This window comes from Pseudomonadota bacterium (genome assembly GCA_027620075.1).
GTDB lineage: Bacteria > Pseudomonadota > Alphaproteobacteria > Rickettsiales > UBA6187 > 1-14-0-20-39-49.
In genome coordinates this window covers 378,384-394,516 of sequence record JAQCEY010000002.1, presented here as the reverse complement: position 1 = coordinate 394,516, position 16,133 = coordinate 378,384, and the positions used below count along the sequence as shown (strand labels likewise).

The 16,133-nt window shown below is 39.5% G+C and carries 16 protein-coding genes; 12 read left to right on the top strand and 4 right to left on the bottom strand.

The window, feature by feature from the left end; all coding sequences use genetic code 11:
• Nucleotides 1-15: 15 nt before the first annotated feature.
• Entirely contained in the window at nt 16-357 is a 342-nt protein-coding gene (locus O2942_04940; protein ID MDA0781596.1) for a tetratricopeptide repeat protein, read from the top strand.
• Between the two features lie 64 nt (nt 358-421).
• On the opposite strand, the gene O2942_04935 is transcribed toward O2942_04940, so the two are convergent.
• The gene (locus O2942_04935; GenBank protein ID MDA0781595.1) at nt 422-3,178 is read right to left on the bottom strand and encodes a valine--tRNA ligase; all 2,757 of its coding nucleotides are present in this window, start codon (nt 3,176-3,178) and stop codon (nt 422-424) included.
• Between the two features lie 274 nt (nt 3,179-3,452).
• Between O2942_04935 and O2942_04930 the strand changes: the two genes are divergently transcribed.
• Nucleotides 3,453-4,739 (top strand): aminotransferase class I/II-fold pyridoxal phosphate-dependent enzyme, encoded by a 1,287-nt coding sequence (locus tag O2942_04930; GenBank protein ID MDA0781594.1) that lies wholly within the window; start codon nt 3,453-3,455, stop codon nt 4,737-4,739.
• A 156-nt stretch (nt 4,740-4,895) separates the two neighbouring features.
• On the opposite strand, the gene O2942_04925 is transcribed toward O2942_04930, so the two are convergent.
• Together O2942_04925 and O2942_04920 are read right to left on the bottom strand one after the other, a co-directional pair.
• On the bottom strand, nt 4,896-5,903 hold the full coding sequence (locus tag O2942_04925) for a polyprenyl synthetase family protein (GenBank protein MDA0781593.1): 1,008 nt from the start codon (nt 5,901-5,903) through the stop codon (nt 4,896-4,898).
• Nucleotides 5,904-5,967: 64 nt separating this feature from the next.
• The gene (locus O2942_04920; protein MDA0781592.1) at nt 5,968-6,990 is read right to left on the bottom strand and encodes an OmpA family protein; all 1,023 of its coding nucleotides are present in this window, start codon (nt 6,988-6,990) and stop codon (nt 5,968-5,970) included.
• 146 nt (nt 6,991-7,136) lie between these two features.
• Here O2942_04920 and O2942_04915 point away from each other — a divergent pair, with 146 nt between their 5' ends.
• Both O2942_04915 and mnmA read left to right on the top strand, forming a co-directional pair.
• Nucleotides 7,137-7,730, top strand: a complete 594-nt coding sequence (locus O2942_04915; GenBank protein ID MDA0781591.1) for a ribonuclease HII — start codon at nt 7,137-7,139, stop codon at nt 7,728-7,730.
• A gap of 47 nt (nt 7,731-7,777) precedes the next feature.
• Nucleotides 7,778-8,887, top strand: a complete 1,110-nt coding sequence (gene mnmA / locus O2942_04910; protein MDA0781590.1) for a tRNA 2-thiouridine(34) synthase MnmA — start codon at nt 7,778-7,780, stop codon at nt 8,885-8,887.
• Between the two features lie 13 nt (nt 8,888-8,900).
• On the opposite strand, the gene O2942_04905 is transcribed toward mnmA, so the two are convergent.
• Nucleotides 8,901-10,676 carry an ABC transporter transmembrane domain-containing protein gene (locus O2942_04905; protein ID MDA0781589.1) on the bottom strand — a complete coding sequence of 592 codons (1,776 nt, stop codon included), beginning with the start codon at nt 10,674-10,676 and terminating at the stop codon, nt 8,901-8,903.
• A 164-nt stretch (nt 10,677-10,840) separates the two neighbouring features.
• Here O2942_04905 and O2942_04900 point away from each other — a divergent pair, with 164 nt between their 5' ends.
• The 8 genes from O2942_04900 (at nt 10,841) to O2942_04865 (ending at nt 16,125) form a co-directional block, all read left to right on the top strand.
• Nucleotides 10,841-11,464 (top strand): MotA/TolQ/ExbB proton channel family protein, encoded by a 624-nt coding sequence (locus tag O2942_04900; GenBank protein MDA0781588.1) that lies wholly within the window; start codon nt 10,841-10,843, stop codon nt 11,462-11,464.
• Between the two features lie 4 nt (nt 11,465-11,468).
• Nucleotides 11,469-11,879 carry a biopolymer transporter ExbD gene (locus O2942_04895; protein MDA0781587.1) on the top strand — a complete coding sequence of 137 codons (411 nt, stop codon included), beginning with the start codon at nt 11,469-11,471 and terminating at the stop codon, nt 11,877-11,879.
• A 14-nt stretch (nt 11,880-11,893) separates the two neighbouring features.
• Nucleotides 11,894-12,295 carry a biopolymer transporter ExbD gene (locus O2942_04890; GenBank protein MDA0781586.1) on the top strand — a complete coding sequence of 134 codons (402 nt, stop codon included), beginning with the start codon at nt 11,894-11,896 and terminating at the stop codon, nt 12,293-12,295.
• Nucleotides 12,295-13,128 (top strand): TonB family protein, encoded by an 834-nt coding sequence (locus O2942_04885; GenBank protein MDA0781585.1) that lies wholly within the window; start codon nt 12,295-12,297, stop codon nt 13,126-13,128. The genes O2942_04890 and O2942_04885 overlap by 1 nt, the downstream gene beginning before the upstream one ends.
• Before the next feature lie 17 nt (nt 13,129-13,145).
• Nucleotides 13,146-13,925 (top strand): nucleoside triphosphate pyrophosphohydrolase, encoded by a 780-nt coding sequence (gene mazG, locus O2942_04880; protein ID MDA0781584.1) that lies wholly within the window; start codon nt 13,146-13,148, stop codon nt 13,923-13,925.
• A 198-nt stretch (nt 13,926-14,123) separates the two neighbouring features.
• Nucleotides 14,124-15,167 (top strand): N-acetyl-gamma-glutamyl-phosphate reductase, encoded by a 1,044-nt coding sequence (argC, locus tag O2942_04875; protein MDA0781583.1) that lies wholly within the window; start codon nt 14,124-14,126, stop codon nt 15,165-15,167.
• Nucleotides 15,168-15,185: 18 nt separating this feature from the next.
• Nucleotides 15,186-15,716 (top strand): gamma carbonic anhydrase family protein, encoded by a 531-nt coding sequence (locus O2942_04870; GenBank protein ID MDA0781582.1) that lies wholly within the window; start codon nt 15,186-15,188, stop codon nt 15,714-15,716.
• 73 nt (nt 15,717-15,789) lie between these two features.
• Nucleotides 15,790-16,125 (top strand): metalloregulator ArsR/SmtB family transcription factor, encoded by a 336-nt coding sequence (locus O2942_04865; protein MDA0781581.1) that lies wholly within the window; start codon nt 15,790-15,792, stop codon nt 16,123-16,125.
• Nucleotides 16,126-16,133 lie beyond the last annotated feature (8 nt).

The window sequence follows — 16,133 nt, the reverse complement described above, 5'->3', positions numbered from 1 at the left end:
TATGGGGAAATTATTATGAGCGTACATTTATTAAACGAAATGTCTTTTTTAGACGGAGTTACACAAGAAGATATTGATTATGTTAAGGAGCATGCCATAGATGGTGACGCTAAAGCTCAATATCATCTTGCCTTGATGTTTGATACGGGGCGGGGAGTTCCTCTAATTCCAACCGAGGCACAAAGGTGGTATAAGGCGGCAGCCGAACAGGGTCATGCTAATGCATGCTATTATCTTGCCCGTATGTATTCAATGGAAACCAGCGGTATCCCGAAAAATGACGCTGAGGCAATGAAGTGGTATAAAAGAGCTGCGGAGCTTGGACATAAATGGGCTAGGGAGAAGATTAGTAATTAACCCTAACTATGTAAGAGGGGTGTTACGCATGCTGTGCTGAAATAAATTCAGCATAACATTTTTACTAAGCCGCATCAGAATTTTCCGTTGCAAACTCAGCGGTTATTTTATAGCCGTTTGTTGTTTCTATGGTTTGCCCCTGACCGTCTTTAGTCACCTGTTCGCCGAATATTATTTCGGACGAGTTTGTAACATTCTTGAGGTCTTCGGTTAGAGGTCTGATTTTCTCTTTCACATCATCATTTGATATAGCTATGAAATTCAGAGGCCATTTTATAGAAACATTACGCTCGGCTTTCATTTTTCTAACCGCATCTAAGATGCTGACACATGCAATGCCTGATTCTTCTGCCGCCTCATCTACTGGGTAGTCCTCATAGTTTAACCATGTTCCACGAGCATGAATAGAACCGCCGAATTCTTCAATTTTATCATCGAAAATATGGGCGTATAGTTCTTCGGTTATGTGTGGAATAATCGGAGCGAACAAACGCAAAATTCCGTCTAAACAATGATATATTGTGTGAACGGCGCTTTGTTGACCTTCTTTAGTTGTTCCCTCCGCTTCACCATAAACACGTGTTTTTACAAGCTCTAAATAATTATCGCAAAAGTCGTTCCAGAAGAAGTCTTCTGTTGCTGTGCGTGCGTTGCAATATTCGTATTTATCAAATTGTTCTGTAGATTTTTTAATGGTTTTATTTAATCTTGTGAGTATCCATAAATCTAGTGGTTCATTGATAATTCCTGACTCTACATCGGCTTTTGCTGTTGATGGTTTTTGCGTCAGTTTATCAAGATGTATAGCTGCAAATTTTGTTGCATTCCAAAGCTTTGTAACTAGTTTTTTACCTATTTTTAAAACATCTTCCGAGTATGCCGTATCAGCTCCAAGGCGAGAAGTTGAAGCCCAGAAACGCACTACATCAGAGCCTTTTTCTTCAATCAGGTCAACCGGAGTTACGACATTGCCTTTAGATTTGCTCATTTTAGTTTTGTCAGATGCCAGACACCATCCTGAAATCATCAGGTTTTTCCAAGGGATAGTATCTTCATGCAAGTGAGCTTTTACTATTGTGTAAAATGCCCATGTGCGGATAATCTCGTGCGCTTGGGGGCGCAAATCAGCAGGGAAAAGCTTTTTGTGACGGTTGGCATCTAATACAAGGCTTCCTTGCTCCCTTGCTCTCTCTCCCTCATGGAGAGGGAATTCACCTGCATTTATCCCTCTTGATGAAAGCTGCGGACTAACAGAGCTGGTTGCCCATGTGTCCATTACGTCGGCTTCTGCTTCAACTTCTTCACGGCTATAGCCTTTCGGCAAGTCAACAAGTGGGTTTACGGGAAGTTGGTCAGGCTCGGCTATAATTATTTTGCCTTCTTCGCCTGCTCGCTTTGAATACCAAACAGGAAACGGCACACCGAAATAACGCTGACGAGATATACACCAATCCCATGAAAGCCCATCAATCCACTGATCAATGCGAACTTTCATAAATTCAGGGTACCAGTTACATTCCTCAGCTTTTTTCTTTAATTCTTCCTTTTGATCAAGAATTTTTACAAACCATTGATTAGTTGGTAAAATCTCAAGCGGAGAGCCTGAACGCTCGGCACAAGGCTCGGCGTGTACGGTTATTTCGGGTTCTTTAAAAATCGCTCCTTCTTCGGCTAACAACTCTAGCATTTTCTCACGAGCGGTAGTTCTTGACTTTAGTCCTTGGATTTTTCTGAAAGCTTTTGCAGTTTTGCTAAGGTTGTCACAATTGTTTTTAGTAATGTTATCTCTGTAATTAGCTCCATGAGCATCGGATTCTGTACTTCTGACAGAACTTCCTTCGTTTGGAAAGTATATTAGGCTAATACTTTCATCTGAAGTTTGTAAATCATCACTATAAACAAAATTTGCTTCTATAATTTTCCCATACTTATTTAAAAGCATTCTTGTTGGCAAGTCATGTTCACGCCACCAAGCGATATCCGTTTCGTCACCAAACGTACAGCACATAACAAGTCCTGTGCCTTTTTCCATATCAACTTTTTCATCGGCGATAATAGGAACTTTAACACCGAAAACAGGAGTTATTGCCTGTTTGCCTTCTAAATCCTTGTAACGTTCGTCATTAGGGTTATAAATAACCGCAACACACGCCCCAAGCAACTCAGGACGAGTGGTCATTATTTCTAAGTTACGTGATTCGTCACCCTCCAAGCCAAAATGTATATAATTCTTTTGGCTAGGCATTTCCTTATCTTCAATTTCTGCCTGTGCAATTGCCGTTTGGTCAACAGGATCCCAAAGCATAGGTTGCAGTTTGCGATATGCTCTTTCTTTATTAAATAAGTCTAAAAATGAAAGCTGCGAAATCTTACGGCTATCTTCTGAAATTGTGTGATATTCCTGTTTCCAGTCTACAGATAGTGCAATTTCTTCAAATAATTTACGGAATTCCTTGCGGGCTTCTTCCGAAACGCCCTCGCATAGTTTTATGAAGTCTTCACGGCTCATATCGGTAGGGCGTACTTTTTTTACTTTTTCTACCAAGCGTTCCGTGGGCAGGCCGTTATCATCAAAGCCCATAGGGTAAAATACCGTTTTCCCTTTCATACGCTGATAGCGCGCAATAAAATCAGCCTGCGAGTATGAAAAGACATGCCCCATATGTAACAAGCCCGAAACGGTCGGGGGAGGGGTATCTATCACATAAGTATTCTCACGCGGCTGTGACTCGTCCCATGCATAGACCTTGTTTTCTTCCCATGCTTTTTGCCAACGGCTTTCGGTTTCCTTGTGGTCATATTTATTAGGTAACGGCTTCATTTTTGCTTTTCCATGTCTATTACTATTGTCATACTGAACTTGTTTCAGTATCTGTTTGAATATATTGTAGATGCTGAAATAAATTCAGCATGACGAAATATCAACCAAAGTTGTAACTTTTTAACGGTTTTTGTCCTTTTTATCAATATTTAATTGTCGTTTATGTGCATCAAATTATGTATCTTAACCTATTAATATTTGCTTGCACCATACGAAAACCGGTGATATTGTCTTCTTTTTATTATGTTTTGTAACATTAATTCGGTGAGTAGCCATGAGCTTTTTAAAATCTCTTAGAACAGTTGAGCCTTCGCAAACTTTGTTGATTAACGAGCAATCACGTCTTGCACAGTCAAAAGGTGAGAAAATCTATAAACTTGGTTTCGGACAATCTCCGTTTAGACCCGTAGACAGAGTTATTCAGGCATTAAAAGATAATGCACATGAGCATGGATATATTCCTGTGCAAGGGCTGCCGGCACTAAGGGAAGCTGCTACTAAATTTCACAATGAAATGCAAGGTTTGAACCTTAAGCCTGAAAATTGCTTGGTAGGCACGGGTTCTAAAATCCTATTATACGCCGTAATGGCTGCATTTAAAGAAGCTGACGTGCTTATCCCTTCTCCTGCATGGGTTTCGTATGAGCCGCAAGCCCATCTTTTAGGGCATAATGTTGTGCGTGTTGAAAGTTCTTTTGATAATCGCTGGAGAGTTGAGCCTGAAGCTTTAGATGCCGCTTGTTCAAAATGCCGTGACGGTAAACAAAAGATTATGATATTGAATTATCCGGGCAACCCTGAAGGGCTAACTTATACAAAAGAACAGTTAAAAGCATTGGCTACTGTTATGAAAAAACATAAGATTCTTGTGCTTGCCGATGAAATATACGCTTTCTTAACCCATGATGCCACTTTTGAAAGTCTGGCAACTTATTATCCTGAAGGTACTATCATTACTTCGGGTCTTTCTAAATGGTCGGGTGCCGGTGGCTGGAGAATCGGTCTTGCGTTCCTGCCTGAGGGAATGGACGATTTGAAAACCGTATTGCTCGGTATTGCGTCTGAAACTTATTCTTGTGCTAACGCTCCTGAACAAAATGCTGCCGTTGTTGCTTACAAAAATGACGAAGTTACCCAAAAATATCTGGCGAATCAGCGTGCTATCTTGAAAATACTTGCTGCAAAATCACATGCGGCTTTAACCGCTGCGGGCATTAAGGTGCATGAGGCAGAGGGCGGTTTTTATTTCTATGTTGACTTCACTCCGTTTAAAGAAAAGTTCAATGCTCAAGGTATTAATACATCTGAGAAACTATGTCTGGAAATATTGAAAAAGACAGGCGTAGCGTTATTACATAGTGCCGTGTTCGGTATTCCTGCCGAATATTTATCAGCACGCCTTGCATATGTTGATTTTGACGGTACAAAAGCGTTAAAAGCTGCTGAAAAAGAAGAAATCAACGATGAGTTTGTTGAAAAATATTGTGCTTATACCTTGGAAGGTATTAGGGGGCTGGCGGACTGGATAAAAAATGTTGATTCGTTATCTAATGCTGCTTAGTCGGAATAATTAATTACATTTGTCACCCTGATGGAGGGGTGACAAATGTAGATATAGCAACCAATTGCGAGTTTCTACCCCTCACAAAAACACTTTGTGTTTTTAACTCTCCGGCAAGGGGAGAGTAGTTTTTTCATTTTTGCAATTCTTTAAAATCTAACTTGTTCTTTTTACTGAAAAATCAGCTATGTCTAAAAGTGCCGTTTTATAGTCGGAGTCGTTAAATATACTTAATGATTGTTTGGCGATATCTGCGTATTCAAATGCCTTGTTCATGACCGTATCGTATATATTATGCGATTTCATGTAGTTAATTGCAGTTTCTATATCATTTTCAGATTGCCTACCTTCGTTAATGCATCTTTTCCAGAAGTTTTGTTCGTCAGCGGTTGCTTTTTCATAAGCGTATATTACGGGAAGCGTAACTTTTTGTTCTTTGAAATCATCACCGACGCTTTTGCCCATTACATCGTTATTGGAAAAATAATCAAGAAGGTCGTCAACTATCTGGAATGCTATTCCTAAATTAAATCCGAAATTTCTTACGGCTTGTATTTCTTCATCGGTTCTTTTTGCAATTACGGCACTTACCTGTGCGGCTGCTGCAAATAGTTCGGCAGTTTTTGCGGAAATTATTTCAAAATATTTATTCTTACCGCCGTCTATGTTGCCTGAGGCCGATAATTGTAAAACTTCTCCTTCGGAAATTACAACGGCTGCGTTAGACAGTATTCGGTATATATCCAGAGATTTTGCCGCACCCATTAAGTGAAATGATTTTCCCAAAAGATAATCACCGACTAAAATGCTTTCCTTGTTTCCCCACAGGCTGTTTGCAGTCTGTTCGCCACGTCTTAAATCGCTTTTGTCGACAACATCATCGTGCAATAAAGTGGCGGTATGGATAAATTCCACACATGCAGCCAAATCAATATGGGAAGTGCCGGTATATCCGCATAGCTTGGCACTTGCCAAAGTTAGTATAGGTCTAAGCCTCTTTCCCCCCGATGATATTGTATGCTCTGAAATTTGAGGGATTAAATCAATTTTATTAACAATCAGGCTATATATAAGTTTATCTACTTTTTTCAGGTCTGACTTAACAAGAGACTTTAATGTAAAAAGAGGTGAGTTTTCTTGTGTTTTGTCAGTTTTTAGTTTCACTTACGGTTCTCATGTTTTTTTAGAGTATAAAATAGCTTCCATTGCAATAAGGTCAAGTTATAAACTACATTTCAAGGATTATCTGAACCGAACGGTTCTCTTTTTCCGCTATTTCATCATTAGTTTCAATTATGCCGTGAATCTCACCAAAGGCATAAATGACTATTTGTTCCGAAGGTATGCCTTTTTCAATCAGCTCTTTCTTTACGGCTTCCGCCCTTTTTTTTGAAAGCTCCATATTATAATCTTCATGTCCTACCCTATCGGCGTAGCCGTTTAAGGTTATTTCGTAGCTTTCAACGTCTTGTAATTTTGTGGTTACTTCATGAAGTACACGTTTAGTTCGGCCGGTTATAGCGGCACTATCAAATGCAAAATACAATAACCGTTTCTCTACTTTATTTGTGCAGTCGGCATCGCAAACAAGAGGTCCTCCCGTTCCGGCTTTGTCGGTATTATTTTCACCTGTTTTATCCGCATAGTCCGATAGCTTTATGCCCTCGGTCATTCTTGAATTTATTATGTCGGTAGAAAGGTCTTTTTGAATTTCAGGTATGGCGACTTCGGCAACCTTTTGTTCGGTCATAGCAAGCATTTCTTCTTTAGCTTTGCGGTCGTTTTCGGCTAAAATATATAGCCCGTCTAAGGTCTCATAAAATTTTTCACGACAATAGGATATGTGCGTTTCCTGCCACACCTCTTCTGTTTGCTCAACCCAGCAATCAAACAAGAACATAGCCTTAGCCGCTTCTTTGGGGTGATTTCTTTTCATGTCATTGTCAAGGGTTGATATCAGGTATCGGCGTGCCTGCCGTAATGTCGGCAAATCCTCGTTTTTAATATCCCAATATTCCAATTGTTCAGGCTCTACTTCAATCCCTTTGGCAGAACGCAGCCCTTTACGTGCAAAATGTCCCGAGTCATACCAGTCATACTGATCGGCTTCCGCCTCGGCATATTGCAGATACTCGTTAGCAAGGCGTATCTGATATGTATTTCCCGTAGGCTTTACTTTTTGTAGCTGTTGCAGACTTGAGCTACATGCGGATGTGAATAAAAGCAGTAATATGATTACTATACGTGACATAACATTTTCTGCAAAAAATTTTGAAAGATTTATATAGCTTATAAATTCAAATGTACTATTTAACTAATACATGCTTACATATATTTTTCAATGATAATTAATTGAACTAAGTAATATTTTTTGTAACATTTAGTTAAGGGGGAAATATGCCGGATTTTTCAATAGAAAATAGTTTTAGCGGTGTGATTGCAGGCGTTGATGAAGCGGGTAGAGGGCCTTGGGCAGGACCTGTAGTTGCGGGTGCGGTAATTTTAAACAGAGATGATTTTCCGCTTGGGATTGATGACTCAAAAAAAATAAGCGAGAAGAAGAGGGAGTATATTTTTGATAAATTACAGGAAGTTGCACAAATAGGTGTAGGCATTGTTAACGTTGAAGATATAGATGAAATGAACATTCTTCAGGCTTCTATGCTGGCAATGAAAAAAGCTGTGGATAACTTAAGCGTAAAACCTGACATGGCTCTGATAGACGGAAACAAGTGTCCGGTTTTAAGCTGCAAGGCACATGCCGTAATCAAAGGGGATTCAAAAAGCCTTTCTATTGCAGCAGGGGCAATTATTGCCAAAGTAACCCGTGATAGAATAATGAAAAGAATTGCAGAGGAGTTCCCTTATTACGGCTGGGAAAAAAATGCAGGATACGGTACTAAAATACATCAGGAGGGGCTAGCAAAATACGGTGTAACCGTCCATCACAGAAAAAGTTTTAAACCGATTGCAAAATTGCTTGCGGCTTGATGCTTAAATAACTTGAAATTTACTGTGTTTTCGGTTACAAGTGTCACATGAAAAATACATTTTGTCCTAATAAAGATATAAAAGATACTAAAGTCGTTGTGGCTATGTCAGGCGGAGTGGATAGCTCGGTTGTGGCAACCATGCTGCATAGGCAGGGCTATCAGGTTATCGGGGTGACATTGCAGTTATACGACCACGGTGTTGCTTTGGAAAAAAAGGGTGCTTGCTGTGCCGGACAAGATATTTATGACGCAAAACAGGTTGCCGATAAAGCGGGATTCCCTCATTATGTACTGAATTATGAAAGCATCTTCAAAGAATCGGTGATGGACGATTTTGCCGATTCTTACTTGAGGGGTGAAACTCCTATACCGTGTGTGAAATGTAATCAGTCGGTAAAATTCAGGGATTTGTTCAAGGTAGCTAAAGACTTAAATGCCGATGCTTTGGTGACGGGGCATTATGTGCAAAGAATTGATAATGAAACAGGTTTCCCTGAACTTCACAAAGCTGTTGATGATTCTAAGGATCAAAGCTACTTCCTGTTTGCCACAACTAAAGAACAGCTTAATTACATACATTTCCCGCTTGGCGGTCTGAAAAAAGAAAAAACCCGTGAGCTTGCTTTAGAATACGGACTGGAAGTGGCCGATAAGCCTGACTCGCAGGATATTTGTTTTGTTCCTAACGGTTCGTATGCAAAAGTTATAGAGCGGTTGCGTCCCGAAGCTTGGGAGACCGGCGACATTGTGAATGTAAAAGGCGAAAAGCTCGGCGAGCATAAAGGAATAGTCAATTATACCATAGGACAACGTCGGGGGTTGGGTATCGGCGGCGGTGACCCTTTATATGTTGTAAAAATAGACGCTAAAAAAAATCAGGTGATAGTCGGTGCTGAAAGTGACCTTGATTCGCATTCATTCGGTATAAAAGATATCAACTGGCTAGGCTCCGGTGATATTCCGTCAGAAGGTATGGAAGTCACTGTGAAGATGCGTTCAACGCAAGACCCTGTAAATGCAAAGATATTCGCATCGAATGACAATACTGCAAAAATAGTATTAAACGTGCCTGAACGTGCAATAGCTCCGGGGCAGGCATGTGTTTTTTATGACGGCTCAAGAGTGCTTGGCGGCGGTTGGATTACTAAGGATTAATTAATAATTTATCCTACTCACTAAACTGCATTGAAACAAGTTTTGCGTAAACTCCTTTTTTGCCCATAAGGGTTTTATGATTTCCGGTTTCTACTATTTCGCCTTTATCAAACACAATTATTTTATCGGCTTTTTGTACGGTAGATAGGCGATGGGCAATTACCAGTGTGGTTCTTTCCTGCATTAAGGATTCAAATGCCTTTTGTACGGAATTTTCGTTTTCAACATCAAGTGCAGATGTCGCCTCGTCCAATAACAATATTTTAGGGTCTTTGAGGAACATGCGTGCAATTGCTATACGCTGTTTTTCTCCACCTGAAAGGCGTACTCCTTTTTCACCTAAGTGCGATTTAAAGCCTTCAGGCAGGTTTTCAATGAAATCTAAAGCTGCGGCGTGTTTAGCCGCATTTCTAACTTCTTCTGCGGTAGCATCGGGTCTGCCGAATAATATGTTATCATAAGCAGATGCAGAGAAAATCACCGTATCCTGTGGGACTAATCCGAATAAAGAGCGAAGATGCGAAAGCTCAATATCTTTTATCTTGATACCGTCAATATATATATCACCGAAACTTGTATTATAAAATCTAAGTAACAGATTGAATATAGTGCTTTTGCCTGCACCTGAATGACCGACGATAGCAATGGTTTCACCATTTTTTATTTCAAATGAAACGTTCTTCAGGGTTGCTATTTTAGGTTTTGAAGGATAGGAAAAAGTTACATTATCAAAAGTTATATCGCCTTTTGTCTGGTCGGATATTTTTTTAGGGGCAACACAGTTTTTAATGCTAGGTTGGGTTTTTAGTATGTTAAATATCCTGTCAGCCGCACCTGCTGCACGCTGCAAGTCGCCGATAACTTCGCTGAGAGCTCCTGTGGAGCCTGCCACTAAAACGGAATAGAAAATAAATGAAGATAATTTTCCGGGGGTGATTGTACCGTTTAATACGTCTTGCCCTCCTATCCATAATACAAAACCAACAGCACCGAATACAAATAAAATCACTATCGAGGTCAGTAAAGACCTTAGCCTTATACGGGTTTTTGCCGCCTTTAAGGTGCTTTTTAAGGTGTTATCAAAAATACTTGCCTCATGCGCCTCATTGACAAAAGCCTGTATGGTTTTTATTCCCATTATCGTCTCTTCGGAGTGCGAAGAAATTTCAGCTATTTTTTCCTGATATGCCCTTGATGCTTTCCTGAGTTTTTTACCTAGTAATATTATCGGAAATAATACCATAGGGATAACTATAGATACGATTCCGGCAAGCTTCGGGCTGGTATGTATCAACAACCCTGCACCGCCTATAAGCATTATTGAATTTCTCAATGCAATAGATAAGCTGCTTCCGACAACCGATTGTATTAATGTACAATCTGCATTTATGGCGGAGATTATATCACCTGCTTTTGTTTTTTCGAAAAAATCAGGTGACAGCTTTAATATGTGGTTATAGATGTCATTCCTTATGTCTGAAATTACCCTTTCACCGGTATATGTTATAAGGTAAAATCGTGCATATGTGCCAAGAGCAAGCAGGGTGGTTATTGCCATCATGGCAATGAGTGCCTTGTTAAGTAGCTCCGGATTGTTGCCGCTTAATCCGTTATCAATAAGATATCCAAGCCCTTTACCTAATCCAAGGACTGATGAAGATGTTATCAAAAGTGCGATAAACGCACCTATTATGTACGGCTTATATGGAAAGAGATATTTCTTTACAGGACTAAGCCTGCTTATATCGGCTTTGTTTAGCTCATTACCTGAAATTCTAGAAGATTTCATTATTGTATCTTTGTTAAACCCGCAAAATTTTGTGACATGAATATTATATGCTTGATGGTTTTATACTTTTCTTTTAAATAAAAATATAGAAAATTATTTTTTTTTGGCTTAAAGTCGCTAAATCTTTGATTTTCTAATAAACGTAAAAAATAAAAAGGTCAGGTATGATATTAACGGAGTTATTAGAAAAAGGCGGTGCGGTAATGGCGATTTTGCTGCTCCTTTCGGTTTATGTTGTTTCTGTAATATTTTATAAAATATATCAGTTCTGGAGTCTGGAAGTATTTAGAACCGATTTTTTAAAGCCGCTTATTGAATCGGTGGAAAGCCAAAAACTAGGCGAGGCTTCACGGATTGCCGGAAATCAGAGAAACCCTATAGCAAGAGTTATTGAAACTGCACTCAGATATGCCGTTATGATGCCTATGACCGACTTAAAGAGAGAAAGAGCCGTTGAAGCTTCGGGGTCAAAGGTAATAAGAACATTTGAAAGCCATTTAAGAGGGCTTGAGATGGTGGCAAATATTGCCCCTTTGTTAGGTTTGCTAGGTACGGTAATAGGTATGGTAAAAGCCTTTGCAGGGATTCATCAGGTAGGCTCAAGGGTAGACCCTTCGGTTTTGGCGGGAGGAATCTGGGAAGCATTGCTTACTACGGTTGCCGGACTGATGGTGGCGATACCTGCAATTGCCGCACATTATATAATTGACGGAAAAATCGAAGAAATACGCTCTAATATGAAAGAAAGCGTTTCGTCTATTTTGTCATTATCAAAGTCAGGAACATAAAGAAGTGGAATTTGCCAGAACTACTAAGAAAAGAAGAGCGGTAAATCTAACCCCGTTAATCGACATTATATTTTTGTTGGTGGTTTTCTTCCTGTTAACCAGTGAATTTGTGTTAACCGAGGCTGTAGACCTGAATATAACATCGGTTAAAAGCACTTCTTCAATTGAAAATACGGGCAATAGCGACCCTGTTCTTGTTATACTCAAAGAGGGTAATAGTTTTGTGTATTCGGGAAAGGAATATAGCTTGTCACTTATTGGTGATATAGTCGGCGATGAATTAAAGGATAATAAGGACAGGAGTGTTATCGTAACAAACAGGCGAGGCGTTTCGGTGCAGGAATTGGTAACCGCAATGGACGGCATAAAATCTGCCGGAGGTTATAATATTTCGATAGTTGAAGGTTCAGGATAATATGCGGTTTTAACATGGAATTTAAACGTGCAAAAAAAATTAATACGCAAATAAGCCTGATACCGCTTATTAATGTGATTTTTCTACTGCTTATCTTCTTTATGGTGGCAGGTTCAATAGAAGGTGTCGATATATTTGAAGTAAACCTGCCCCAATCTACAAGCGGTAATATGAAGCCGCAGATTCCAAGTACGGTGTATTTATCAAGTGACGGCAAAATAGCTATAAATAATGATATTGTAGCCAAAGATGATTTGAAAACTATATTACATACCCTTTATATAAATTACCCGAATCAACAGATAAGTATTAAGTCTGACCTGAACGTTCCGGCTGAAACCCTGATTTATATAATGAACGCTATAAAAGATGCCGGAGGCAACGATGTTTCACTTGTAACACAGGTGAGCAAATAATGAAAAAAGATAATGAGTATTTCAGTATATTTTTTATCTTTTCAGGAGTTATACATATACTTCTTCTAACGGTTAATTTTGCGTTTGATGATGCTAATGAACCTACAAAATTCCATGAGTTAAAAATAAAACTCGGAGTTGATAAGGCAGCACTTGAAAATAAGAATAGCCCTTTGCCGATAGCCTCGGTTCCTAAGGAAAATCAAGATGTTGTTGAGGCGGATAATGCAAATGATAATGATACGAGTGATATAGATTTGTCGGAATTAAAATTATCCGATGAAACGGAAGATTTTAATGCTATTGATGTAAAGCCGAAGCCGAAACCGCAAGATAGTGATATAAGCAAAAAAAGCCAATTTGTAGCCAAAGAGCAAAAAATGGTCAGGAAAGTGGTTGAAGTGGCGGCAGAAGGAATGATAATACCTGATACCGCATCAGATGAAATTTATATTGAGCCGTCTTCATCTGAAAAACATGAAGTCGGTACTTTAGGCTCAAAGGTGGGGAATGTCACCGATGAAGAATCTCAGGATTTGGTTACATATGAGCAGATGCTGCCGTTATGGCTGAAAAAATTTCAGGTATATCCCGAACAAGCCGAACTATTAAGATTAAGCGGACGCGGAATACTGAAAATTACTATCAGGCGTAACGGTAAGGTATTAAAGGCTGAAATTGAAGAATCAACCGGTCACCCTATATTGGATTCGGCACTGCTTTCAATGGCGGAAAGGGCTGACCCCGTTATCCCCGTGCCGCCCGACCACTTGCCTGAAATGAATATCCTTACATACAAGATGGCTTTCGGGTTTTCTTCTAAAAATGAATAACTAACAAAGATAATATTATGAATAATGTTGAAAGATTAAAAGAAATAATGTCGCTTTTGCGTGACCCCGAAAAAGGCTGCCCTTGGGACGTTGAGCAGGACTTTAAATCAATATCGCCGCATACTATCGAAGAGGCTTATGAAGTTGTCGATGCGATAGACAAGGGTGATATGCAGGCTTTAAAAGAAGAGTTGGGGGATTTGCTGTTACAGGTTATTTTCCACAGTCAAATGGCAAGCGAACAGGGTAGCTTTAATTTTGACGATGTGGTTGATTCCATAATAAATAAACTTGTCGAAAGACACCCCCACGTTTTTGGAGATGCCGATATAAAAACCGCACAGGAGCAAGAAAAAGCATGGGAGGAACAAAAAGCCCAAGAACGAGCTGCAAAAGCTAAAGACGGCGATGTTGTGAGTGTTTTAGACGGCGTAGCTATCGCACTTCCTGCGTTAACACGCTCGGTAAAGCTGCAAAAAAGGGCGGCTAAGGTCGGTTTTGACTGGGCTGATTTAGAAGGGGTGTATAACAAGATTGACGAAGAATATGATGAGTTAAAAAGAGCCGTGGCAGGAGATGGTAATATTGAAGAAGAATTCGGAGATTTGCTGTTTTGTGTAAGCAATCTTGGGCGTAAGCTGAAAATTGACCCTGAAGTTTGTTTAAAAGGCTGCAATGAAAAGTTCATAAGGCGTTTTAAACATATTGAAAACAGCCTTGCAAAACAGAATAGGAGCCTTGAGGAATCCGATTTAGAAGAAATGGATAGATTGTGGAATGAGGCTAAGGCTTCTTGATAAATCAAAAATTACATCTATGATATTAGTAAAAACCCCTGAGGCAAGCTAAGGGGCATATAGTTTAGTTGCAAGTAGCGAGTTGCAAGTGATGCCTGACTTAAGATGCAACTTACAACTTGCAACTTAAATTATACGAAGCAAGCTTCGAGGAATTAAACCTGAAAGAGATTAAAAACATTATAAGCTATTAATATTATGACTAAAAAAATAAATGCGGCAATAATCGGGGCAAGCGGATATACGGGCGTTGAACTGATAAGGATATTGCTGACGCATAAGCATGTTGAAATTAAGTATCTGGTTGCCGAAAGTAGTGCAGGGCAGCCAGTATCGGAAATATACCCGCATTTGGCAGCGTTTGACCTGCCGGAGCTGGTAAAACTTTCCGATGTTGATTTTAAAGGAATAGATGTTGCATTTTGTTGCTTGCCACATGCAACTTCACAGGAAATTATAAAGAAATTGCCTACTCATCTTAAAATAATAGACCTTTCTGCCGATTTCAGGCTTAAAGATGTTGATGTGTATGAAAAATGGTATGGAAATAAACATGCCGCACCAAAGCTGCAAAAAGAAGCCGTGTACGGTCTTACCGAGATATTCAGGGAAGAAATCAAAAACGCAAGGATAATTGCATGTCCCGGCTGCTATCCTACGGGAGCTACATTGCCGCTAGTACCGTTATTGACAGACGGTATTATTGAAAAAACGGATATTATTATCGATGCTAAAACAGGGATTACCGGTGCGGGCAGGGCGGCTAAACAGGCATTCTTATTTACTGAGGTAAATGAAGGGGTTAAGCCTTATAACATCAATAAACACAGGCATATTCCGGAGATGGAGCAAACATTATCTTCTGTAAGTAAAAGTGATATAAAAATTAATTTTACTCCGCAAATAGTGCCTATGAGCAGAGGAATATTGTCTACTATTTACGTAAAATTGAATAAAAATAAAACCGTTGCCGACTTGCAAAAATCCTTGAATAATAAATATGATAGAGAGAGTTTTGTAAATGTCGGTTTAAGTGGTATTTTTCCGTCCACAAGGGACGTTGCCGGTACAAATATGTGTTTAATTTCTGTTGCAGAAGGAAATAGCGATAACAGGGCTGTTATAGTTTCAGTTATAGATAATCTTACAAAAGGTTCTTCAGGGCAGGCAGTCCAGAATATGAATTTAATCTTTGGGCTTGATGAAACGTGCGGTTTAGATTATATTCCTGTTTTTCCATAAATAAGATGAGTTTATATCTTGGCCGGCTTACACACTTATAAAGGGATAAAACCGACTATTGCCGCCGGAGCATTCGTAGCACCGAGTGCCGATATAATAGGTGATGTTGAAATAGGGACTAAATCGGGAATATGGTTCGGTTGTGTCCTGCGTGGCGATGTTGCACACGTTAGGGTTGGCGAGAGAACCAATATACAAGACGGAACGGTAATACATGTTACCAGAAACGGTCACCCGACTATAATAGGAAGCGGAGTTACAATAGGTCATCAGGCGTTATTACATGCATGTAAATTAGAAGATTCATGCTTTGTGGGCATGGGGGCAACTATAATGGACGATGCAATTATCGAATCGGGCGGCATGGTTGCGGCAGGTTCTTTAATAACTCCTTCTAAGGTGGTGAAAAAAGGTCAGATTTGGGCTGGAAATCCCGGTAAGTTTTTTAGGGATTTAACTGAGGACGAGGCGAAATTCATTAAGATTTCAGAGGATAATTATGTGAAGCACGTCGAAGAATATCTGTCGGAAAATAAAATAATTTTTTAAAAAACTACTTGTTATTTTATTTTTATATATTTATTAAATAACTGTGAAAAAAAATGTAGGACTAGTTTTAAATATGAAAGCAAAAAAAGCACTTAAAATTTTATCGGCGTTGTCTCAAGAAACCAGATTAGCGATTTTCAGACTGCTGATACAAGAGGGGGAAGAAGGGATATCTGCGGGCATGATATCGGAGATACTGCAAGTTCCGCCTGCAACGCTTTCTTTTCACTTATCTCAATTAAATGATGCCGGTGTTTTAAAGTCTAAAAAAAGCGGCAGAGTGGTTACTTATGCGGCAAAACATAAGTCGGTAAAGAAGCTTAATGAGTTCCTTTTGGAAAATTCTTATAAAAAACGCCAAAAAGATGAAGAAAAAGAGCCGGCAAAGGCTGAGTTAGTAGAGGCTTAATGATTTTT

Excerpts from the sequence above, each read along its gene's own strand:
- O2942_04940 (MDA0781596.1), top strand. The coding sequence starts at position 16 with ATGAGCGTACATTTATTAAACGAAATGTCTTTTTTAGACGGAGTTACA.
- O2942_04935 (MDA0781595.1), bottom strand. The coding sequence starts at position 3,178 with ATGAAGCCGTTACCTAATAAATATGACCACAAGGAAACCGAAAGCCGT.
- O2942_04930 (MDA0781594.1), top strand. The coding sequence starts at position 3,453 with ATGAGCTTTTTAAAATCTCTTAGAACAGTTGAGCCTTCGCAAACTTTG.
- O2942_04920 (MDA0781592.1), bottom strand. The coding sequence starts at position 6,990 with ATGTCACGTATAGTAATCATATTACTGCTTTTATTCACATCCGCATGT.
- O2942_04915 (MDA0781591.1), top strand. The coding sequence starts at position 7,137 with ATGCCGGATTTTTCAATAGAAAATAGTTTTAGCGGTGTGATTGCAGGC.
- mnmA (MDA0781590.1), top strand. The coding sequence starts at position 7,778 with ATGAAAAATACATTTTGTCCTAATAAAGATATAAAAGATACTAAAGTC.
- O2942_04905 (MDA0781589.1), bottom strand. The coding sequence starts at position 10,676 with ATGAAATCTTCTAGAATTTCAGGTAATGAGCTAAACAAAGCCGATATA.
- O2942_04900 (MDA0781588.1), top strand. The coding sequence starts at position 10,841 with ATGATATTAACGGAGTTATTAGAAAAAGGCGGTGCGGTAATGGCGATT.
- O2942_04890 (MDA0781586.1), top strand. The coding sequence starts at position 11,894 with ATGGAATTTAAACGTGCAAAAAAAATTAATACGCAAATAAGCCTGATA.
- O2942_04885 (MDA0781585.1), top strand. The coding sequence starts at position 12,295 with ATGAAAAAAGATAATGAGTATTTCAGTATATTTTTTATCTTTTCAGGA.
- mazG (MDA0781584.1), top strand. The coding sequence starts at position 13,146 with ATGAATAATGTTGAAAGATTAAAAGAAATAATGTCGCTTTTGCGTGAC.
- argC (MDA0781583.1), top strand. The coding sequence starts at position 14,124 with ATGACTAAAAAAATAAATGCGGCAATAATCGGGGCAAGCGGATATACG.
- O2942_04865 (MDA0781581.1), top strand. The coding sequence starts at position 15,790 with ATGAAAGCAAAAAAAGCACTTAAAATTTTATCGGCGTTGTCTCAAGAA.